General features: G+C 39.6%; 23 protein-coding genes. All 23 read right to left on the bottom strand.

Annotated features, from left to right (window positions below):
• Positions 1-2 precede the first annotated feature (2 nt).
• Complete coding sequence (locus ACFOSV_RS06295; RefSeq protein WP_377904517.1) at positions 3-770, bottom strand: hypothetical protein; 768 nt, start codon at positions 768-770, stop codon at positions 3-5.
• Entirely contained in the window at positions 767-1,489 is a 723-nt protein-coding gene (locus tag ACFOSV_RS06290) for a hypothetical protein (protein WP_377904515.1), read from the bottom strand. The genes ACFOSV_RS06295 and ACFOSV_RS06290 overlap by 4 nt, the downstream gene beginning before the upstream one ends.
• Positions 1,486-2,241 carry a DUF6090 family protein gene (locus ACFOSV_RS06285; protein WP_377904513.1) on the bottom strand — a complete coding sequence of 252 codons (756 nt, stop codon included), beginning with the start codon at positions 2,239-2,241 and terminating at the stop codon, positions 1,486-1,488. Before ACFOSV_RS06285 ends, ACFOSV_RS06290 begins: the two co-directional genes overlap by 4 nt.
• Entirely contained in the window at positions 2,238-2,960 is a 723-nt protein-coding gene (locus ACFOSV_RS06280; RefSeq protein WP_377904511.1) for a hypothetical protein, read from the bottom strand. The genes ACFOSV_RS06285 and ACFOSV_RS06280 overlap by 4 nt, the downstream gene beginning before the upstream one ends.
• A 2-nt stretch (positions 2,961-2,962) precedes the next feature.
• Positions 2,963-3,685 (bottom strand): hypothetical protein, encoded by a 723-nt coding sequence (locus ACFOSV_RS06275; protein ID WP_377904509.1) that lies wholly within the window; start codon positions 3,683-3,685, stop codon positions 2,963-2,965.
• A gap of 112 nt (positions 3,686-3,797) precedes the next feature.
• A complete protein-coding gene (locus ACFOSV_RS06270) occupies positions 3,798-4,328 on the bottom strand; it encodes a VOC family protein (RefSeq protein WP_377904507.1) in 531 nt (176 codons plus the stop codon).
• Positions 4,329-4,459: 131 nt separating this feature from the next.
• Entirely contained in the window at positions 4,460-5,203 is a 744-nt protein-coding gene (locus ACFOSV_RS06265) for a DUF6090 family protein (protein ID WP_377904505.1), read from the bottom strand.
• On the bottom strand, positions 5,187-5,927 hold the full coding sequence (locus ACFOSV_RS06260) for a DUF6090 family protein (RefSeq protein ID WP_377904503.1): 741 nt from the start codon (positions 5,925-5,927) through the stop codon (positions 5,187-5,189). Before ACFOSV_RS06260 ends, ACFOSV_RS06265 begins: the two co-directional genes overlap by 17 nt.
• Positions 5,920-6,648 carry a DUF6090 family protein gene (locus tag ACFOSV_RS06255; RefSeq protein ID WP_377904501.1) on the bottom strand — a complete coding sequence of 243 codons (729 nt, stop codon included), beginning with the start codon at positions 6,646-6,648 and terminating at the stop codon, positions 5,920-5,922. Before ACFOSV_RS06255 ends, ACFOSV_RS06260 begins: the two co-directional genes overlap by 8 nt.
• Before the next feature lie 123 nt (positions 6,649-6,771).
• Positions 6,772-7,542, bottom strand: a complete 771-nt coding sequence (locus tag ACFOSV_RS06250) for a DUF6090 family protein (protein ID WP_377904499.1) — start codon at positions 7,540-7,542, stop codon at positions 6,772-6,774.
• On the bottom strand, positions 7,539-8,306 hold the full coding sequence (locus ACFOSV_RS06245) for a DUF6090 family protein (protein WP_377904497.1): 768 nt from the start codon (positions 8,304-8,306) through the stop codon (positions 7,539-7,541). The genes ACFOSV_RS06250 and ACFOSV_RS06245 overlap by 4 nt, the downstream gene beginning before the upstream one ends.
• A complete protein-coding gene (locus ACFOSV_RS06240) occupies positions 8,303-9,016 on the bottom strand; it encodes a DUF6090 family protein (protein WP_377904495.1) in 714 nt (237 codons plus the stop codon). Before ACFOSV_RS06240 ends, ACFOSV_RS06245 begins: the two co-directional genes overlap by 4 nt.
• Complete coding sequence (locus tag ACFOSV_RS06235) at positions 9,009-9,812, bottom strand: DUF6090 family protein (protein WP_377904493.1); 804 nt, start codon at positions 9,810-9,812, stop codon at positions 9,009-9,011. The genes ACFOSV_RS06240 and ACFOSV_RS06235 overlap by 8 nt, the downstream gene beginning before the upstream one ends.
• Positions 9,813-10,604 carry a DUF6090 family protein gene (locus ACFOSV_RS06230; protein WP_377904491.1) on the bottom strand — a complete coding sequence of 264 codons (792 nt, stop codon included), beginning with the start codon at positions 10,602-10,604 and terminating at the stop codon, positions 9,813-9,815.
• Positions 10,605-11,261 (bottom strand): DUF6090 family protein, encoded by a 657-nt coding sequence (locus ACFOSV_RS06225; RefSeq protein WP_377904489.1) that lies wholly within the window; start codon positions 11,259-11,261, stop codon positions 10,605-10,607. It lies immediately after the preceding gene.
• Positions 11,262-11,347: 86 nt separating this feature from the next.
• On the bottom strand, positions 11,348-12,136 hold the full coding sequence (locus ACFOSV_RS06220) for a DUF6090 family protein (RefSeq protein WP_377904487.1): 789 nt from the start codon (positions 12,134-12,136) through the stop codon (positions 11,348-11,350).
• 1 nt (position 12,137) lies between these two features.
• A complete protein-coding gene (locus ACFOSV_RS06215) occupies positions 12,138-13,973 on the bottom strand; it encodes an ion channel (RefSeq protein WP_377904485.1) in 1,836 nt (611 codons plus the stop codon).
• A 1-nt stretch (position 13,974) separates the two neighbouring features.
• Positions 13,975-15,795: an ion channel gene (locus ACFOSV_RS06210; RefSeq protein ID WP_377904483.1), complete on the bottom strand. Its 1,821-nt coding sequence runs from the start codon at positions 15,793-15,795 to the stop codon at positions 13,975-13,977.
• Positions 15,792-16,526, bottom strand: coding sequence for a hypothetical protein (locus tag ACFOSV_RS06205; protein WP_377904481.1), 735 nt, complete (start codon positions 16,524-16,526; stop codon positions 15,792-15,794). The genes ACFOSV_RS06210 and ACFOSV_RS06205 overlap by 4 nt, the downstream gene beginning before the upstream one ends.
• Before the next feature lie 36 nt (positions 16,527-16,562).
• Positions 16,563-17,006, bottom strand: coding sequence for a nuclear transport factor 2 family protein (locus tag ACFOSV_RS06200; RefSeq protein ID WP_377904479.1), 444 nt, complete (start codon positions 17,004-17,006; stop codon positions 16,563-16,565).
• A 105-nt stretch (positions 17,007-17,111) separates the two neighbouring features.
• Complete coding sequence (locus ACFOSV_RS06195) at positions 17,112-19,130, bottom strand: S9 family peptidase (protein ID WP_377904477.1); 2,019 nt, start codon at positions 19,128-19,130, stop codon at positions 17,112-17,114.
• 59 nt (positions 19,131-19,189) lie between these two features.
• The gene (locus tag ACFOSV_RS06190) at positions 19,190-21,223 is read right to left on the bottom strand and encodes a S9 family peptidase (RefSeq protein WP_377904475.1); all 2,034 of its coding nucleotides are present in this window, start codon (positions 21,221-21,223) and stop codon (positions 19,190-19,192) included.
• Positions 21,224-21,227: 4 nt separating this feature from the next.
• Positions 21,228-22,106, bottom strand: a complete 879-nt coding sequence (locus ACFOSV_RS06185; protein WP_377904473.1) for a dioxygenase family protein — start codon at positions 22,104-22,106, stop codon at positions 21,228-21,230.
• Positions 22,107-22,137: the final 31 nt, after the last annotated feature.

The raw sequence follows: 22,137 nt of genomic DNA, 5'->3' as shown, positions 1-22,137 counted from the left end.
GGTTAAAGAGTTTTTAAGTAATCAGATAGGACTTTCATCAGCTTCTCTGCATCGACTTTTGTGCGCTGGAGGAAGGAGATATGCAAAAGGTGTGATCTGGTGATATTCTTAGTTTCGAACTCGAATTCTTCTGAATTTCTGATTTTATCGAGGATTACCTTGAATTCTGAATCTGATACTTTTAGTTTCACAGGGACAATTTCCTTGATCCCATACGTGATATTCATTTCTTCGGTAATTACCTGGAGGAGGGTAGCCAAGGGTAAAGCATCTATACCTTTGGGTAGGTAGCCTTTCCACATTCTGTCAATATATTCGTCAAACCATTCCTCAGCGATATTACCGTAATAGCTGCTAGTTGCATTAAAAACCGTTTTGTCCCGAATGATGTTGGCATTGCCTGTACTAATCAAATCTTCAAAAGTATCCCTATGAATGACTGGTCGATTGGTTCGCCCAATGGTTTGGATGGATAATAAAAAATTGGCGGTATCCAGGATGGAAGGTTTTTCCGCAGTGACAATTTCATAAAGTACTTGAGATTCCTCAAATCGAATTTGAGTGTTTTTTAATTCAATATTGAATTTGGCAGTATCCTTGGCTAAGTCTTCAATTAATCTGACGATATATTCCTTTTCTAGGGCTTTTGCCTTGTTTTGGTCATTCCAGCTATTTAAGGCATAGGCCCCTAAAATACCAATGGTAATCACCAGAATCTCCAGTATATATTCCGGCCATTTTTCCTTGAGGATGGAGAGGATGCGTTTCATTGTTCTAATCTTTTGATCTCTTGATCCAAAACCCCAATCATAGATTCTACTGAATTTTTCAAATTTCCATAAAAATACCCAGTGAAGGATTTAGTTCTGTTTTCCTGGGTTTTGATAAAATAAAGGAATTCTTGGTCAGTTTTGAGCGATTCAAAATCCAATGGAACCATTTCTCCTTCGAAGGTATCTTTTGCACCATAATTCCAACCTGAAGCGAATCTGCCCGGAAGGATATTCCTCAGGTAGTGCTGCACTTCTGCCAATTCTTCTTCTTCACCTTTTAAGAAGAATTTATATTGTGAATCATAGACTGCAATAAGCTTTGAGCGAATTTCTGAATTGGAAATAATGTCAAGGCCTCTGGATTTAGCGGTTTCGAATGAACTGGTGGAGTGTACAAAGTGAATGGGCAGGAAGGTGTAGTTGAAATGAAAAGCAAGGGAATCATGGTAAGGACCGTCATTCTCTAAAACATCGATAAGTATTTTTAAGGAGCGTCGGCTTTTATTGAGTTCGCCCAGATTCAGGTTAATCTCTGCCAAATCAGCGACAAGTTCTGTCCTACATCCTTTCAGAATTTCAATTTCAGACCTTCTCCGGTTTTTGTTTTCCCCATAGTTTGCCAATTCGAAGGCACCATAAATACCAATCACCAAAACGATAATCTCAAAGAGGTATTCTGGCCATTTTTCTTTAAGGGTGAGTAGAATCCGTTTCATTTTCTGAGTTCTTTTTCGATCAGCTCTTCTAATTGACGGGCATAATCAATCAGGGAAATGGCTTCGTGGTAAGAAACAAGGAAATTGGTATTTCTCAGAGCCAAATGATTCAAAAACTCCTGATTTTTCAAAAGCTGACTGTAGTCAGTTCGCATTGGGAGTTTTTCTGTGTTGAATTTCAGATTTTCAGTATAATCACTGATAAATGAATTGTTATCGAGAGTGTTGAACAATTCAGGGATTACTATATACTTGGAAATCTCCTCAATGTATATCCCCATAAAAATTTCATTCGCATAGACTTCTTCTTCTTTGAAATCCTCGATCATTCCAGGCCAGTTGATTAATTTGGTCTTTAATTCTTCATTCTGAATTAGACTTATTTTGCCTGTCGAAAACAATAGCTCCAATGTGCCCATCTTCCCATTATAGGTAGGGCGTACCATTGTTTTGGCAAAAAGAGTGTCTAGCTTATTTTTTGGACCATTGACATCGTCCGAGGAAATTTCGAAGATCTGAATACTAGCATCTATGGCGTTTTGTCGGAGATTGTTTAGGAATTCAAATTCTGCAATGGTATTACCTAAATCAGATTGAAGGTTTTGCAGAATTGCCCGCTCCTCTTTTTTTTGATTTCTCAATTCATTCCAGTTATTCAGCGCAAAGGCCCCCAAAATACCAATGGTAATCACCAGAATCTCTAAAATATACTCTGGCCATTTTTCTTTAAGAATAGAGAGGATAGGTTTCATTTTAATTCACTTTCTAAATCTGAAATTATTTTTTCGCCCTTATCCATAATCCTCTTTAGGCTTAATTGTTGCTGCTGTGAGCTGAAAGCTATAGTTGTCCAAATTTCAAGATATTCATCTTTGTGATCCCAAATAAATTGGAAGACCTCGTCCCTTGGCTTTTCATGAATATCAAAGCCAAAATAACTGTCAGGATCCATACTGATGAAAGCTTTGGGCCATTTCTCCCTGGCCAATTTGGTCATCTGGAATGGGAACTGCATATAATTTTCTGAATAGGATTTTATGCCATTGTGATATGAGACCAGATTGTCTGTTAGTTGAGTATTTCTGATAACACCTAAGGTCCCAGATTCCATGATTTGTTGCCAAATAATTGGCTCCCTGTAAACTGTACTGATATCTCCAGCTTTTAAAAAATCAAGGATATATTCCATGGAATCAATTAATCTTGGTTCATTGGTTTGCCAGACTCTTATAACCCGTTTGAGACTAGTTTCCTTTTTTTCAAATTGTGCTTTTAAATTAGAATAATGAGCAACTTCGGAAATAATCTCGTCATGAAGTCTAATTAAATAGTCCTGTTCCTTAATTCTTAACTGCCTATTTTCATTCCAGCTATTCAGCGCAAAGGCCCCCAAAATACCGATGGTAATCACCAGAATTTCTAATATGTATTCCGGCCATTTTTCTTTGAGGATGAGGAAGAGTCTTTTCATGTTTATGGGTTTTTTTCCACAAGGTGAAGGATCTTAGTAATGAGTTCATCCATTTCTTTTAAGCTATTTATCCTCCCGTTTAGACCATACAGATAGTTATCCAGATGGTTTTCAAAGTTCAGATTTTGGAAAAGGCCTTGGTAGTTGGTTTCTAACTTGGTCGCACCAGTCCAGGGTAGATCATTTCCATAATGGTCCATTTGCTTCATGGATATAAAAGGAATGAACGAGGGAACCAACTGTTCCCGCACGAGAACATCTCCACTCTCTTCTGAAGCCGTATATCCCAAAACAGAAGCCTCCCAGTCGTAGAGTAGATCAACGAGACTGTCATTCGAAATCAAATTAAGCTTTCCTGATTGTAGGATATTATCAATGGCATTTTTGGCAGGTAAGAAATTACCCGTTCCCGGAAGCATCCTGAAAAATAAACTGTCGACATTCGTATTGGAAATTACTTCTTTTGGTGCGCCCATTAATTCGATGATTCGAATTCCTGATTGAAAGGATCCCTGACTCAATTCTAGCTTTCGAACAAGGAGTATTCGACTTTTCTTGAATTCGGTTTGAAGATTAGCCAAGATTTTTTCTTCCTCAATCCTGTTCAATCGGTTTTCATTCCAGTTGTTCAATGCAAAAGCTCCATAAATACCTATAATTAGCACCAGAATCTCCAGGATGTATTCCGGCCATTTTTCTTTGAGGGTAGAGAGGACTCTTTTCATCCGTTTATATTTTGATTTTCAATGGTCATCCCGATAGCTATCGGGAGGAATCTTCGCATCTAGTATAATCATCCCTCTGTGTGTCGCTACGGGTCATGCTTGATTTCATATATTAAAAACTACCTGATATGATTTGCATTAGTTCAATGGTTTCACCATCAGGCCCAGTGAAAAACGCTGTTTTGGCTTGGATGCTTTCCGTTTCTACCTGGGTAATTGGCCTTGACGATACTCCTCCCGCCTGGATTATTCGCTCACTGGCGGACTTAATGTCTTCTACCTCAATACCCACATGCGCATAGCTGGCCCTGGTATTACTGGCTAAAGAGTCAAGGGTTTCTCCAATTTCCAGTGCGAAATAATGGCCTGGAAATTTTAGTAAGGCCAAATTGATCTCTTGTTGCACACTTTGGCCATCATCCAAGGTTCGCTTTAATTTTTTAATGTGTTTGGTCACTTCCAAATCGAAGGCTGAGGTATAAAAAGCCAATGATCTATCCATGTCCGACACGTGCAAATACAAATGGTTAAACTGAGGGGTTTTGGGACTATCAGCTGTATTTTGCTGACATCCTAGTAGTATCAAAACCACAATTACTGGGGTGATTCGCTTGAAAAGCGAGAGAAAAAGTAGTGTTTTCATTTTTTTATGTTCTAATAAAAAATCCATGCAACCCGATGGTCCTTTAAATTGCAAAAAAATACTTTAACTAATGGAAAAATCTCCAAAACCTTATGCCGCTGACACTTAAAAAGGTAAAGGCCCTACGCTTTTTATTTTTTTCGAGAAAGTTCTTCTCGAATTGCGGCGATGAGTTGTTGATTTCTTTCGAGGGTCAGGTTAAAACTGCTGATTTCAAAGCTTCTGTTTCCTATGACATAACTGAGCCAAGAAAGGTAGGCCCTATTATTTTTGAGCTCTTCAAAATCCCAAGGCTCGAAGGGAGCGCTCCAGCTAAACCCTTTGAATAGTTCAAGATGCTGGTGAGAAAGCTCCACGTTTTGTTTCATCGTGACCTCCTGAGCCAATATCTGGAATGGTATGCGCTCTTCATAGTAGCCGGAAATAATAAATCGAAGGCTGTCATTTTGAATCAGTGTTATGCCTTTGGATTTGAGTGCCGCAAATGCATTTTGCCTATTATTCAAGACGGTGAATTGATAGACATTCAGAAAATGCTGCTTTAAACTATCGTGATATTCACCCTGATTCTGAAGCAGGCTTAAGAGTAATTCCGCTGAATTTTTTGCTGTTTCGTGATATCCGATATTGAAAATGAGATCTTTTTGTTGCTCTTCTAGCTCCACCGCCATTTCCTCCAAGAGCTGTAGTTCCTCCCTTTCGAGTTGATTACTTTCATTCCAATTGTTAATGCTCAGAGCGATTAGAATTCCGATGACTACCAAAAAAATCTCTCCGGCAGCATAAACCAGATATCGGGTTACCCGATTCTGCTGAAGTAGTTTCTGGCGGATTTTTCTGAGAAATGAGATCATCGTATTAATTCGAGCAAGCATTGTTTTCGAGACATTCTATTCGCTCAAGAAGTCGAATATAGTAAGCCTTATACTCTTCTATCCCGGCTGCAAACTTTTGGTTGGCAAAGCTCCAAAACTGTATTCCGGCGATGACTTCGCGCTTCCCTAGCATTTGTTCGTAATTCAAGCTTACTGTTTTGACGGTATCTCCATTGACAATGGAGGTTTCTTGAATTCGATAAGGACGAAATAGATCGGCATCTGCGACAGACAAGTCTCGCCAATAGTTGAGTGTACGAATAGTAATAGTTTCGAAGCTTGCTATTTCATCCAGCATTTCTCGCAATTTTACATCAGAAAGAGTCCCCAAGGTACCTGAGGAGACCAATTCGGTGTACGTAGAATTTTTAAGCTTCCATGCGCTGATGAAGGAAGGATTAGCAGGGATTTTTAAATTATCATTTTTTGGTGCCCCACTTGACAAAAAAGAACCAATAGAATCTAGGTTCATGGTATTTCTTTGATAGAATTTTATTTGACTATCTAGAACATCGATATTCCATTTCGCATCTTCTTTTAGCCTGCTTAAGTATAATTTTTCTTTTTGTTGGGTTTTATTTTCCTCATTCCAGTTGTTCACTTGCAATGCAATCAAAATCCCTATGACCACCAGCAGAATTTCTCCAAGAGCATAAACTAGGTATCGTGTCACCCGATTTTGGGCAAGTAGCTTTTGGCGGATTTTTCTAAAAAGGCTAATCATTTTCTTCTTCTCGGATTAATACCAATGCCTCCTCCAAATCTTTATCGAGTTTTTTCAAAAAAAAAAGAAATTGATAATTCATCGAATTAGTGGTAGCCACTAAATTAACAAACTTGTCCTCATTTATTATTTGTTGAATATCCTCTATGTTGATCGGCTCATCTTTCAGAAATCGATTGTAAACCACCATCATTTTCTTTTCGATAAAATAAGGCAGCACTTCATTGTTCCAGAAATTGCTGAGCAAATCTACTAGGTCTCCCATCCTCAAATAATCCTGTAGTGAAATACGTAGTTTTTCATTCAGCCTTTGCCTTCCAAGAATAGTTCTTTCGGAACTCAGTTCTTGCTCGGTAATAGCAAAATTTAAAGTACTGGATGCATAGGTGGTCAAAAGGAAAATTTGAGATGGATCCTTTTCGAGTGAATCCATGGGCAGCTCTCCTGATAAGAAATCCCTGGATAATTCTGAAATACGTTCATTGAAAGCAATGATTTCTTTAAGATTTGAGCGAGCCTCATTAATTTCTTCCTCCAGACTTTGGAGGGTTTGGTCTGATACTTTTTCCAGCTTTCTATTCTCATTCCAATTATTCACTTGTAAGGCTATCAGGATCCCGATCACGACTAACAAGGTCTCACCGACGGCATAAAGAATGTATTTTCGGACTTTATTTTGTTCCACGAGGTGTTTTCGAATTTGTCGGAAGAATTTTAGCATATGAATTGTGTATTTCCTGGATTAAAGGATTTAACTGCTTTTGTGCGAAAGCAATAATCCATTCTGATCCAAGCATCAGGTATGGCTTTGATTCAGACTGGATATTTCGGATTAGATAGAGCATCATGGCTTCAACTCCCTATCTATATATTTCAATACGTTATTTGCGTTTTTTTCAATGGACTGTAACCACAGATGGTTAAATGAATTTGTTATATGGATCTGATAGAGGTTTTTATAAGTTTCTTCTTCCCGGAAAAATGCTTCTCCAGTTGTTTTAAGGTCCAGATTAGGATGCATATCAGGAGCAATGGAATATTCAATATAATCTAACTGGTCCACAGCTCTTACCAGGTCAGACCTAACTAAAATATCCACATAATCTTTGGTTGTACTTATCCTGAGGATACTTTCTCCGACTTTGCTGTGGCCATTAAAGCTGTATTCAAGGCCACTGAGCGCATTAAACAAGCTATCACTTTTTATAAGGCTAAGCTTTCCGCTGGACTTCGCCTGATCGAAGGCCGTTTTGAAATTGACAAGCTCGGAATAGGATACTATCCCTGTCAGTAAAAATTGTAATGAATCAGCAGGAATATCTTCTGTACCGGCGGCATAATTAAGTAGTCTTTTATTGTAGATGAGACGATTCTTAGATGCCAGTTTTTCCTCTTCAATAGCTGTAATCAGCACATTAAGGTCCCATTGAAGTTGGTTGAGCAACTCAAGTCGTTCATTATTCTCAATACGGTTTTGGTTCCAATTATTTACTTGCAAGGCAATCAGAATCCCGATCACCACAAGCAAAATCTCTCCCAAGGCATAAATTAGATATCGAGTGACCCGGTTCTGGGATAGGAGTTTTTGACGAACTTTTCGAAAAAAAGAAATCATTTCAAATATTCATTTAAGCGGTTGATCATTAGCTCGATATCGCGCTCGGCATCTAGATAATATCTTTTCAGGGTATTATATCTGATAAAATGGAGCTTTAAACTTTGTTTGAATTCTGTATCCCCGGAGAGAGCCTTTGCATTGATGGAGGTAAGAACATTTTTGTCAAGATTTTCTGCTGACAGTAACTCTGTGAGACTCGTGCATGTATCGCAGGAAGAGCTTTGTTCGAAGTTTCTGGAGATTAATATATTTTGAATTTCGTCCCTATTCTTAGCAATAATGCCTTCTAGATTTACAATCCGCATCAGGTTCATTTCATAAAAATTCGTGACTTGAATTCTCAGGGCATCATCTCTGATTAAGTCAATCCCTGCATTTTTTATGGATTCGTAGGACGAAATCTTAGCGAATAGAGATCCTCTTTTATATAGAAACCAGAAATCAATCGTCACATCTGCTGCTGGTTCTTCCGCCAGGTAAAGAGAGGAGTAGATAGAATCGACCAATGTCAAATGATCTGAAGCAATGACAATATCAGTTTTGAGGTCTTCCAAAGTTGCCGATAAATCATCTCTAAGTTCTCCTAATAACTTTTGTTCGGTAGCCTTATTTTTTTGGGTTTCGTTCCAGTTGTTCACTTGTAAGGCTATCAGGATTCCGATCACTACCAGCAAAATTTCACCTAAGGCATAAATAAGGTATCTCGTGACCTGGTTCTGGTCTAGAAGTTTTTGGCGGATTTTGCGGAAAAATGAGATCATAAGCTTTGTTGTTTGATAAGCACTCTAAGTGTGGATATATCCTCCAAAGCTTTCTCCATTCTACGAATCGATCCACTTCGATTATCTTGATACATTTTAAAAAGGACGGGTGTGGATGGATCATCAAAAAATTCTTCCGGATTACGAGGTTCGATTTTTTCTAAGTAAATAAAGGAACTAAACTGGGCCTTAGCCACCGGGACCCAATCATATTCGAAAAAGTGTTGCACATCTTCATTTGCCTGATAAACTTTAAAGAGAGTTTGATCATAATATTCCATCAAGACAAGCTGAAGCTCTTTATTGGAAATGTTATCAATACCCTTTGACTTTAGCACTTCAAAAGCACTAGACTGAGATTTGAATCGCTGAAAGGTGATGATTTTCCCCATCCAGTCGTTTAGTCTTTCATCGTAGTTTCGAAGATTGATTTGCTTTAGCAAAGAATCGGTGAGGGTATTGCCCATTCTTGCATCAGATAATTCGGCAGTAATCAAAATGGAATCCTTCATAAGATTCTGATCGATGAGACCTAATATCTCCTTTTCAAAGGCTCGGTTTTTCTTGGTTTCATTCCAATTATTCACTTGTAGTGCTAAAAGAATACCGATCATCACCAAGGCAATTTCACCCAAGGCATAGACCAGATACCGAGTGATCCTATTTTGGGATAAAAGTTTCTGTCGGATTTTTCTAAAAAAACTAATCATTGAGTTGCTTTTTTATTTCAACTTTGAGTGAGTCTAATCGAGCTATCCGAGCCTCCAATTGACTGATCATGTTGAATGATCGCCCTAGGTCCCCGATTACATAGGATTCAAATTCAGTTTGTTGGAGGAAGGAAGAAATCTCCTCCTGTGGGTCGACCCCTCTTTCATCACTGATCGATTCCAGAAGAGCATAAAAATCTGGATTTCCACCACTCACTAAAACTTGCTCTGCAGACTCTTTTTTCAAGAAATTATTAGGAACGGATGCCATTAAAGGTTCGAAGCGGAATTCTAAAAATCTCAAAATCGACGTAAGGACATTTTCTAGGTCTTTGAAACTGGAGTAATATTCAACGAGCAGCTTCAGAAGCTGCTTATTGGAAAACTGATCAAAAGCGCCCGCACTTTTGGCGGCCTCAAAGGTAGCGTCAAAGGAGATCGCAGTCTCGCTGTAATACAAGGGTTCGGTATGCTTTCCGAATTCATCTGGGGAAATGGGTTGACGTGGATTTCGGATTGCGGTCAAAAGCCATTTAAGATTTTCGATTCGATTTTGGTAGAATTCTGTTAATGATTCAAGTTTCTTCTGATCATTTTCAAGTTCAACCAAGATAGACTGATAGAAAGTGGTTTCTCTTTGGCTGTAAGCTCGCGCTTCTTTCCAGTTATTGACTTGAAGCGCGATCAAAATCCCTATGGTGACTAAGACTATTTCCCCCAAGGCATAGACCAGATACCGAGTGACCCTGTTTTGGGATAAAAGTTTCTGCCGGATTTTTCTAAAAAATGAGATCATTTAGTCAGGATCAATTTCACTTGTGATGAAGTTAAGGATTTCTAGCATCTGTTTTCTATAGCTTTCTGATTCCCAATTAACCCCAACATTTACTGAAAGCGTGGTGGCTAATATGGATTCAAATTCCACATCGTTTAAGATGCCCATAACATTTGTTTTCTTTTTAGACTTACCCAGATTTATTTGATTCACGACCGAATTATCCAGCATGTAGGTAAGGTTTGCAGCATCACCATAAAAGCTTTGATGCACATCTCTTGCTAATCCGTTTTGGATTAAAAATGGCGTGATACTATTGAAGTAAAGCTTGACAAATTCATCCTCTTGCTGTTTGAGATCGGCTATCCCCGAGGGAAACTTGCTTAGCATTCGTCTGAGCGAATCATTGCTTAATAGTTGAAGGTTTTCCGAATCCATGAGCCCATTATCTATGGGGTCATAGGTCGGTGCCAAAATGATGGCGCTAAGTTTCTGGGTTAAGGTGTCCAATTGAACTTCCTCATTATTGTCAATATAGGAAATGACCTCTCCGGCTTTTTGGATGATATTTTTTCGAATCAGGATTTTGTCTTCCAATTGTGCGATATTCTCTTCGAATAGGGTTTTTAGCTCTAGTAATACCTTCTGTTCTTTGATTCTATCCTTCCTGTTTTCATTCCAGTTATTCACTTGAAGTGCCAGAAGAATACCTATCATAACTAAGGCAATTTCACCCACGGCATAAGCCAAATAACGAGTCACTTTGTTCTGTTCAAGAAGAGCTCGACGGATTTTTCGAAAGATTGAGACCATTTATTCTTTCTTTAATTCTTGATCAATAAGATTTATTAGTCCCTTACATTTCACTACCAAATCACTAAATATCCGTACCTCATTCTCGCGTAAACCTTTTGTTTCAAAGAGATAAGATATGAATACATCATCATTTATGAGGGCATCATAGTTCTTGGGGATACCAGAATTGAGGAGTTCTTGGACGTAAAAATGCTTTCTATAAATCTCCATGTTCAAAGGAAATAGTGATCTATTGATTGCTTCATATCCTAAAGCATGCTTGATGTCATTTTCATAATAATGAGCTGCTTCGAGTCTCAAAGAATCATTGGTGATGAGGCCTAGGCCACTGGCTTTAATGGTTTCATAGGTGCCTAGGTCAGGTAGAAACTGAGAAAACCGAGTCATACTTCCAAAATGATAGGCTAATGAATCAGTGTAAGGAATCTTTTTGTCAATCACCTCTAAGATGATTTCACAGGCATTTCTTGCGCTCTCGTGCCAGTTGATATTAAACTCAATATCAACTAAATCCGCTTGCAGGGCGCTTTTAAGCTCTTTTAGTGTTTTAATTTCCTGTGTTTTCGCCTTTCGCTGCTCGTTCCAATTATTGATATTTACTGCTATAATAATCCCAATCACCACTAAGAATATTTCACCGATTGCATAAAGCATATATTTACTGAATCGGTTACTCTCAAGGAGATTTTGGCGAATTTTTCTAAAAAATTTTAGCATATCTACAGAAAATAAATCATGAGCTAAAAACGTGGTCGATTTGAACTTTTGTCTAGCACGGTATCGTAAGGCATGGTTCTAAGATAAGGATCAGAGCGCTTGTCTAAGGCGGTACCCAAATACCTTTCTAATCGCACTAAAATGGCTTCACCCAATTGCTTTCTATGGATGGTTCTAGAGATTAAGATGGTAGAGGCATCCCTTGCATAGTCCAAAAGAATTTTAAATTCATTGGCATTCCGTAATTCTTCTATGTCTGCGGGGGTGGCTGATACACCAAATGAATAGGCAGTAAAGTATTTTGGGAAGACCTGATTTGCCAATGCTTCCACTTCTTCAGAGTATTTGACGAAGTTTTTGGAGTCCCCATAATAATGAATGATTTCATCCTTTAAGGAGTCCTCTGACACCAATTCGATTCCGGTAGTTTTTAAGCGTTCGAATATGGTGTAATCAGATTGACTAGAAAAGATGAGATCAATTTTTGAAAAAGCAGTGTCCATTTCACTAGAATAGTCGACTTCTCCTGAGATGACTTTTTTCAATAATTCGGTGGAAGCAAGGGCGATCTGTAAAGTTTCAATTTGCCCTGTAAAGCTTGTTGTATCCGAGCGAATGGCTCCATGGAGGTCAAGTAAAATGTTCTCTACTAGTCGATTGGCTTTTCTTGTTTCATTTGCATTGTTTATCCCAAGTGCTATCAATATACCAATGACCACTAGCAAGATCTCACCAAGAGCATAGACCAAGTATCTGGTTATTCGATTCTGAGTAAGCAGTTTCTGTCGGATTTTTCTAAAAAATGATATCATTTTAGTTCAGCAATTGAGAGATAAGTGAAACACTAAAAATGGTCAGCATAAACCAGCCGATAAAGCCCTGAATAATCGCCAAGTATCGTGGTAATCCCTTGATGGGAATCTCTCCAAAACCCAGCGTAGTGAAGGTATTGATGGAAAGCATGATGGCATTTAGGATTTTGATCAGTAGATCATAAAGTACTGCGGTGATAAAAGCACCGATCAAAAGCACCGATTTCCAAAAACGTTGATGTGGTGGGAGATCTTGCCAGGTGCCTTTCATAATATCCACATGCTTTAGCAGGGAAGCTGAAAGACGAGTACCTGAGACGGCCCATTTATAAAGCGGCATGGCTGTAGCTATAAAAAATCCAGGAATATATTTTTCCGCGTTTTGCATATAGACTTTAAAATCTTCAGCTTCAAGCAATTCCTTCTGCTGCTCTTCCAAATACACATCATGCATTCCCGCATCTTGATTCATATACTTGGTAAAAAATCTATACCGATTCATAATCCGGTTTTTGCCATGTTTGTCCCAAGAATTTGGGAAAAAGAGGTAGATCAGAGCAAAGAAGAGAATTACGTATAATGAAAATGTGACAGCTTTTGCGGGATTTGTTCCGTAGTCCGAAAAAACTTTTAAAAACTTGTTAATCTGATATTTAAAGAAAGAATCAAAAGTTCGGTTTTTTTGATACTCATATTTAAGGCGCTCTGTTTCCAGATCTTTTAATTGTAAATAGAATTGGTTGGCGGCTTTGTTGTTATATCCCTTTTTAAAAAAATCGAAAAATGCTCCTAGTCCCCCCATATGGAAGTTGTAGTACTCTTCATTTTCAATCACCTGCTTGGTTAAAAATTCATTGATTAGCGAGTCATTTAAATAATAATCCTCTGGAGTAAATTTTTTATTGGTTCCTTCATTTTGAATTTCAAACCATAGGTAAGCCGTATATGCATCGAGAGGAATGATTCCTTTTGAAAATTGTGCTAGATCAATAGTGCTAGTAGTAGATTTAGGAGAGGAAATGAATACATGATTATTAAAAATGTTTCGAACTAAGAACAATTCTGCTTCCGAAGAATTCCATTCTAATGCAACTACATTGGTGTTGAAGTCATTTTCAAATAGACCAAAATCTCCAGTAGTAGAACTAATTGATGCTAAGGCGTTTTCTTTAAAATTGTTAAGGTAAAGGTCAAACATGCCAAATTGATTTCCATTTATAGAGATCGTTTCTTTGGTTTCTGGATTAGGGTGAAAAGTATTTTTTCCTAATGAAACTATTGTTTTAACAATTTCATCTTGAAAATTACAATTGAAAAATAGCACGAAGCCCTCCTTAAAATAAGAATCTTCGAAGCTGATTCTGTCCTTAATATTATACCTGTTTTCAACAGTAACCAGTTCCGAGCAGACAAAGCCAGATCCACTTATTTTAAAAGGTTTATCAAATCTGCAATTTGAGACATTAAAGGCGGCTGTATTTCTGACTTCCACCTTCTCTTTAAAGTGAATCAGGCTTAGGTAACCAAAGCCAACTTCTCCCGATCTCCGGAAAATTGGATTTTCGAAATGCACATTATCCAGATAGATAGGGATATCGATGACTAATGTGTCTTTTCTGAACGGGACATTTCTCATTTCATAGGACTCATTGCGAATAGCAGAAATTGAATCCGTTTGGTAATCTATTTTGATTAAGGCATTTGAAAGTCTAAATACAGAGTCCTTTTCATTGGCTATCAAATTAAAGAACTCAGAGTAGGAGTACACCTTGTATTCAATGTCCTGAGAAAAACAGGTCGTACTGATGAAAAAAAGAAGTAAAAGAAGCTTTTTCATCTTAATTCAATAGTTGAGAAATCAAAGAAACTGAGAATATAGTCAACATAAACCAGCCGATAAACCCCTGGATAATGGCTAGATATCTGGGTAATCCTTTAATAGGAATCTCTCCAAAACCTAAAGTGGTGAAGGTGTTGATGGAGAGCATGACTGCATTTAGGATTTTGATCAGTAGATCATAGAGCACCGAAATGATAAAAGCACCGATCAAAAGCACCGATTTCCAAAAGCGTTGATGAGGTGGAAGATCTTGCCAGGTGCCTTTCATAATATCCACACGCTTAAGCAGGGAAGCTGAAAGACGAGTTCCTGAGACGGCCCATTTGTAAAGAGGCATGGCCGTAGCTATAAAAAATCTAGGAATATATTTTTCTGCATTTTCCATATAGGCTTTAAAATCTTCTGCCTCCAACAATTCCTTCCGCTGCTCTTCCAAATACACATCATGCATTCCAGCATCTTGATTCATATACTTGGTAAAAAATCTATACCGATTCATAATCCGGTTTTTGCCATGTTTATCCCAGGAATTTGGAAAAAAGAGGTAGATCAAGGCAAAAGCGAGGATGACATAAACGGAAAAAATAATGGCTCTTGCAGGACGCGTTCCATAAAGGGAAAAGGCCTTTAAGAAGCGATTTATTTGTAAAGTAAAGAAATTATCGAAGTTGGGATTTGTATCGTAAAGGTACTTCAGTCTTTCTGTCTCCAGGTTTTTGATTTCTACATAAACAGCATTCTTGTTTTCATGATCGAAGGTAGCAGTGTAATGATTATAGAGAATCCCTCTAATCGCATTTTCCCCTCGATAGACCTCTTGATCCACTACTCGAATAGAATCGAAATAAGGTGCAAGCAGATTTTCATCGTTAAAAGGGATGTTTTCAAACCTACTACCATACTCCCCAAAATCTTGATTACTGATAAGTTTGCCAGCGAATTGGTCCCAACCTATTTTATATTTGGCGCTGAGCTCGTCGATAGCAAGTTGTACATAGGGGCCAAATGCATTCTTCGTTATAGTCAATTGATTGATACCAATTAAATCTGTTATGATTACCTCGGCAATCACGCTATCTAGTTGATTGTTGGTAAAACTGGTCAACTGGTTATTTTCAGATACAAAAAATATTCTCCCCTTCCCGTAGAGTTGATTGTCCTCAAATACATTATTAAAGGTGCCTCTCCCATAGATAAATACATTTCGTCCAAAAGATTCATCTTCCTTATCATTGAGGTAAAAGATGTTGTTTCTAAGACTAAGAATTAACCTGGTAATATTGTCACCTGGATAAAAGCTCGGAAAGAACCGCGATGCGTCATAAAAAGTAGAATTAACAATTTTGATCCCATCCAAATTAGGATAAGCCTTAATAGCATGCTGGAGTCCTGGTCCATTTGCAACGGCTTCAATCCCTGCTTTAAATGTGCATTGATTGAAGGTGATTTCACCACAATGCCTAAGCCTCACTTTTTTTTCAAAAACATAGTGTTGTAATACACCCTTTGAGATCATGTTACTTAGTCCATCCATTTGTTCTAAAAAATGGACATTTGTTAATCGGATTTCAGGCTTTATCGTCCTTTGGGGAGCATTTTTTTGGATAGAATAGGTAAATAAGCCATCATTCAAATCGTTGATAAACGCGGAGTCTGTTTCTGGATTAAAAGAGATTATGGCATTCTCGTAGGTAAAAACAGAATCTTTTGAGTCTTCCATCATTTGAAAGAATTCCGAATAAGAAAACTCTTCGAATTCAATGTCCTGTGAAAAACAGGTCGTACTTATAAAAAAAAGAAGTAAAAGAAGCTTTTTCATCTTTCGTTTAAGGATTGAATTAGCTCAATGGCCAAAGTGAGTTGTGCTTTATATTCCTGCAGCGATCGTCCCGACATGGTCCGGACTACCGTGATCTTATTGATAAATAGATCGAGGTCATCTTGATCCCTGATTTTAAGGTACATATCCTTGGTCGCTGCTTTCCCAAACCGTAATTCCCCCGTCACTTCAAAGTTAATCAGGGTGGCGGCCAGGGGAACCAATTCCCACTCGGCTAGTTCCACCACTTCATCTCGGAAAAGAGTTTTCTTCAACTGATTATCGTATGCGTTCATCCGATTCACCAATTCTTGGTCAAAATAACGCAGCGTACCGGAGGACTTCATTTGGGAATATGTGCCATCGGTTGGAGAAAAAGGGAAGGTGGAAAAAACCAGTGTCATATTCTCATAGATTGCTAGAGTATCCCATGATGAAGAGGGAGAACGGAGCATTTCAATCAATTGATCAATCTTTTGATCTTTAGCTTCAATAAATTGGATAGCTTCCTCTAAGGCCTTTTTGTCTTGCTCCAAATCCTCAATCATAGACTGAGCCAGCACCTTAGCACTTTGGCGCTCTACATAAGTTTCTCTTTGGTTTTCTACAAAAAAACCCAGGATGATAGCCAAGAAGAGCATAAAAAACTCTTTGAAATAGGAGTTAAAATTCCTCTTCTTTTTAAAGGGAGATCCCTCATTTTTTATATCAGATGCCTGATTTTCGGACATAATGCTAGCTGATTTTCCCTAATAAGTTTTTTTTGATTATTGGGTTGATTGAGGTAAAGTCACAAAAAGTTGAGCTTGGATCAGCCAAGTGCCCGATTTTTTGGTCCATTGGGCAGAATAGTTGCCTTGTACTATGGGGTCTTTTTGATCGAAGTAGTAGCCTTTCCATGTTCCAGTTTCCCAGGCTAGTTGGGTTTCTGGATTGACCAGGATTTCATCTGGGGTTCTGATCCAATACATGGCAGGACCGCTCGCCTTTTTCACATAGGAATCGAGATTGGCTTTGCCAGAAATTAAAGTCCCTGCACCCGTGGTGATCAAAACATCCTCGGTGAGAAAATCTAAATAGCGGGCATCGTCTCTTGCTTTGAGTGCCTCATTTGAGGCCTCTCTTTGGGTTTTGATTTGCGAAATTTCAGAGCTTTGGCCGAAGGCTGAAAAACAAAGCAATGCGAGAGCTAAAGAGAAAAAATGTTTCATAAGGCATATTTTATACTTTTAATATAGTACAATTCGCCTCAAAAAAATGCAAAATGCGAGAAGTATGAACCAAAAAATCCCGACTCATAGGAGCCGGGATTGGATTTATTCCATATACTTTTCAAACCAAGTCAAGATTCGTGGAGATACATCCATTAGGAATTTAGGTTCCCTTGGTCCATGCGGTGTTCGTGGGTACATGATCATTTCTGTATCCACACCTTTTCGCTTGAGTGAATTGTAAAACTCCTGTCCTTGAGCCAGTGGAACCCGTAAATCATTAGCCCCATGAATCACCTGTGTAGGCGTTACTACGTTTTGCATATAGTAGATCGCTGAGTGTTTTTCATATTCCTCATAGTCTTCCCAATACTCCTTATCCCCGGCATGAACGACAATATAATCTGGAATATCAGTCGTGGAGACCATGCTAATCAGATTGGGTAAACCGGCACCCATACTCGCGGCGTTGAATCTATCTGTTTGCGATACGATCCAACTCGTCATATAGCCGCCATAGCTCCATCCCATTACAAACTGATTGTTTTCATCAGCGATTCCCATATCCAGTACATGGTCTACGCCAGTGATGAGATCCTCATAGTCTCCAAAACCCCAATCCATCACATTGGCATAGCGGAATTGCTTCCCATAGCCAGTACTTCCTCTAGGGTTAGGTCTGAGTACGATGAATCCTTCCTGAGCAAAAAACTGTGTCATGTAAATGGAGGGCGCACCGGTATAGGTCTGAGAGAAAACACCTGCTGGACCTCCATGAATTTGAAGTATGATTGGGTACTTCTTCCCTTCTTCATAGTCTACCGGGTAGGTGAGTAATCCTTCAATTTCTAGACCATCCTTGGACTTCCAAGTGATGATCTCCGTTTTACCAAGTTCTGGGGCATTAAAATCCGCGTTGATGCGAGTTACTTTTGTCGCGTTTTCACCGTGTAGCCCAGCCACAAAAACTTCTTCTGGAGTATTAAGATCCTCATATGTGAAGCTGATGCTATTTCCAGAGGCACTTACAGAAAATGCTCCCGATGCGCCCTCTATAGCGGTAATGATGGGTAATTTGGACTCAGAGTATGCCATGTAATCTCCTTCGGGTAAGTCTTGATCCTTGTTGGAGGGTATGGCTAGCAATACCCGAGAGGTCTTGTAGCTCTCTGATATGAGGATGGCATTTCCGTCTGGCGACCATGCTTGAATACTGGCATTCCGATCCGGAGACTTTTGTAATTCAATCAACTCGCCTCCATTTGCTGATACTTTGTAAATGTCCGAGAGTCCCACACGCTCGGGTTGACCTCCAGTAGATTCGAAAGCAATCCAGTTGCCATCTGGCGAAAAGACTGGATTCTGATCTACCCCAGGTCTTTTTACAATAGGAGTCACCTGTCCACTATCTGAGGGAATGATGGAAATATCGGAGGCCAATAGATTTTCATTAATGGTAGGGTTATTGGCAAAGGAAAAGACGATCCTCGAACCATCTGGTGACCAGTCGAAGCCATTTACATGAAACTCTCCGCTTGTTAATTGCCGAGTAACGGTCTCTTCTCTGGGGTCCTCAGGAAAAGTTAGGGTATATAGGTGGTTGTACTTATAATTTTGGTCCACAAGAATGACATCAGACTTACCCTTTTTTTGTTTTTTCTCCTCTTCTGTCTCAGGGTCACTCATGATAAAGGCGATTTTCTGTCCATCAGGAGACCATTTGAAACTGCTCACCCCGGATTCCACATGGCTGACTTGCCTCGCTTCTCCTCCCATCAGTCTCATCACGAACACTTGACTTTTGCCATCGGCCCGACTGGACAAAAAGGCGATTTGCTGTCCATCTGGAGAAAACTGGGGAGAGGAAGAAGACTTATCCCCTCGGGTGTATTGCACATCCATGGATCCGTCTGTGGCAGCGACCCATATTTGGCTATTGTACTCCGAAGTTTCTTCATCCATTAGTGCTTCGTTTACCACGTAAGCCACGAATTTCCCGTCTGGGGAAATGTGGGTATCAGTGATGTTTCTGTATTCCATTACTTTCTCAGCTGTCCATGTGTTTTGACCCAGTGAAAGCTGCGCAAAGAGCAATAAAAGCGAAATGAGAATAGAATTTTTCATGATTTTCTTTTTTTTGTAAAAAAGTAGACCTCTGATTATTAGCAAACTTTGGGATTAGATTACTCCTGATCTCGATAATAATTAAACCAACTCAAGATCGAAGCTGATTTACTCAGTAGCATGCTGGGTCGATTTACCAAACCGTGTGATGCATTTGGTATGCGAACCATCGCAGATTCTACTCCTTGAAGTTTGAGGGCAGTATAATATTGTTCCGACTCTGAAATCGGTGTTCGGAAGTCTTTTTCACCCGTGAGCAGCATGGTTGGGGTGGTTACATTTCCCACCAAGGAAAGAGGAGATCTCCTCCAATAATTCTCGATATCTTCCCAAGGCATCGCACCAAACCAATACTTGGCAAAGAATGCCGGTGCATCTGCATGTAGCACAAAGCTCGTCCAGTTGATCACTGGCTTAGCGACCACAGCTGCTTTAAAACGGTCTGTCTTACCTACAATCCAAGCTGTGAGTACTCCACCTCCAGAACCTCCTGTGACAAACAAATTATCCGTATCGATATAGCCTTTCTCGATCACCGCATCCACTCCGGACATAAGATCTTCATAATCATGATTGGGGTAGTCGTGGTGGATCAAATTGCCAAACTCCTGCCCATATCCTGTGCTTCCACGTGGGTTGGTGTACAATACCACATAACCCGCAGCGGCATATTGCTGCACTTCGTAGGAGAAAGAAGGCCCATACATGGCAAATGGACCACCATGAATTTCTAGGATAAATGGATATTTCTTCCCTGGATCAAAATCCGGAGGAGTCACTACCCAGCCTTGAACATCTCTATCATCGAAGGAGGATTTCCACCAAAGCTCTTCGACTTTCCCTAGTTGCCGATAGGAGAAAACATCCGCATTGAGTTCGGTGATTCGTTTGGTATTTCCATCTATAGACACCGCCAAATCTGCCGGATGATCTCCACCGCCCAAAGTATAAGCAAAGCGGTCATTGTTAGAAACCGTAAATGTACCGGCATTATATGGCCTTCCTAAATCAAGTCCCCCTAGTCCTTCTACCAAGGTTTTTACCTTTCTCTCCAGAGTGACATGTGCAATTTTCGTATCTCCAAATTCATCATATTGAAAGTAAACTCCTTTTCCATTTGCCTCCCACTGAGGATTGCTGGCATCCCGATCTAGTTCGGCAGTTAAGCTTTTCACTCCACTTCCGTCAGTATTCATCACATAGAGTTGTGTGACCGTGTAGCCTTGATAGGTATCGTCATTACCAGTGTAGGCAATCATCTTTCCATCGGGTGAAAGCGCTGGATTGGAGTCTGGACCAAATCGATCAGTCAAAGCCTTGACCTCTCCGCTTGTGAGATTTAGCTGGTAGATTTCAGAATTGGCGGGTTCCAGCTCACTGTCTTCGTGCAAGTTTGCGGAGAAAAACAAGGACTTCCCGTCGGCAGACCAAATGGGAGAGCCATAATTATCATCTCCGGAAGTCCGCTGTCGGGCTGTACCTCCGTCAAGCCCGATGGTGAAAATATGGCGATTACCCTTAGGTAGGTATCCACCACCATCTCCACGATAATTCAGTTCATCGATATAGATAGGAGCCTCATTCCAATCGGCCCCGGCCGGCTTAGACGGAATAGACAAGAGTGACTTGGGGGCACCGGATACAAATTGAGTGAAAGCCAGTTGGGTACCGTCTGGCGACCAAGAAACTGCCGACGGTGGTATAGCCGAATTGGTTAAGGCAATGTCCGCATTCATATCAAAATGATGCACAAAAAGCTTGGTCTTATCATCCTGCTGATTGGACAAATAGGCCAGTTTGCTTCCATCGTTTGACCATCTTGGCGCATAGTCACGTTGGTTTCCCTGCGTCAAAGGACGATTTTGAGTGCCATCACTATTTACGATCCAGAGATTTGCATAATCACGATCGGTCATGATATCCTTGAAAGTTCTCACATAGACTATTTTCGAGCCATCGGGAGATATTTGAGGATCAGTGACATATTCCAGATCAAAAAGATCCAGGGGTTGGAGGTTGGTTTTTTGTTGGGCAAAAACCTGGGTTTGAAAAAGGATTGCAAAAATTGCAATGCCCAAAAATTGTATTCTCATATTTCTAGCTTTTTTTAATAAATGTTCTCTTTTCACCATTTTCTCTCCCTATGCTAAATTTGATACTATTCGAGGAGATGATTTCAAATGTCATATAGACTTCAAGCCCTTCAGGGTTATTAGGGCTTTCGAAAACATTGTTTCCACGATAGGAGAATTTGCTGCCAAATGCTTCATTCTTTATCCAAAGGTCATTTTCATAGTCAAATAACTCAATGGTACTTTCTGGGTCAGTTTCATTTTGGTAGGTGCCGATTAGCTTTGCTAAGGAAGCTGTTTCAACTGCCAAAGTGGGGGCCATCCCCACATTATAAATGACTTTATTAGAGCCATCTGCAAGCTTTTCTACATCTAAAACTCGATCCGTCGAACGTGAAGCCCATGGGTCACCGGCGACATTCTCATCCCCTTTGAAATACAATTGGGTTATCAAAGATTGGTATCCCTCAGCAGTTACCATCAAGTGGAAATGAGCTGGTCGAATTAATCCGCCGCCTGCATCATAAGGAACAGGAAGGATGGTGTCAAACGTATAGTTGCCTTCATCGTCTGTCATCACAGTACCTCTGTAGCGAAACTCATCCGAAGTATTGTCATACACTTCTGTAGCATCGCAGTGCCAAAGTTCTACCTTGGCATTCTTATAAGGTGTGGTACAATCTTGATGAAGAATTTTGCCACTCAGGGTTACTTTCTCTCCTTTCTCACCTGGGATATGAAGGTTTGAGCGCATTGGGCTTCCTGGTCTATAAAATGGGCCTAAAATATCCGAAGTGGTTGCGCAATCTCCTACATACTTTTCTCCATCAAATTTGATAAAGCCAAATGTGCTCATCGCAGTGACACTCAATGCCGCTGCGGAAATAAATTGTCTTCGTTTCATAGTCTTCTGGGTTAGATTTGGGTTACAAATA

It is taken from the genome of Algoriphagus namhaensis (assembly GCF_042649705.1).
GTDB classification, from domain to species: Bacteria; Bacteroidota; Bacteroidia; order Cytophagales; family Cyclobacteriaceae; genus Algoriphagus; species Algoriphagus namhaensis.
Note: the sequence above shows the minus strand (reverse complement) of the source record. Positions and strands in the feature narration are given on the sequence as shown.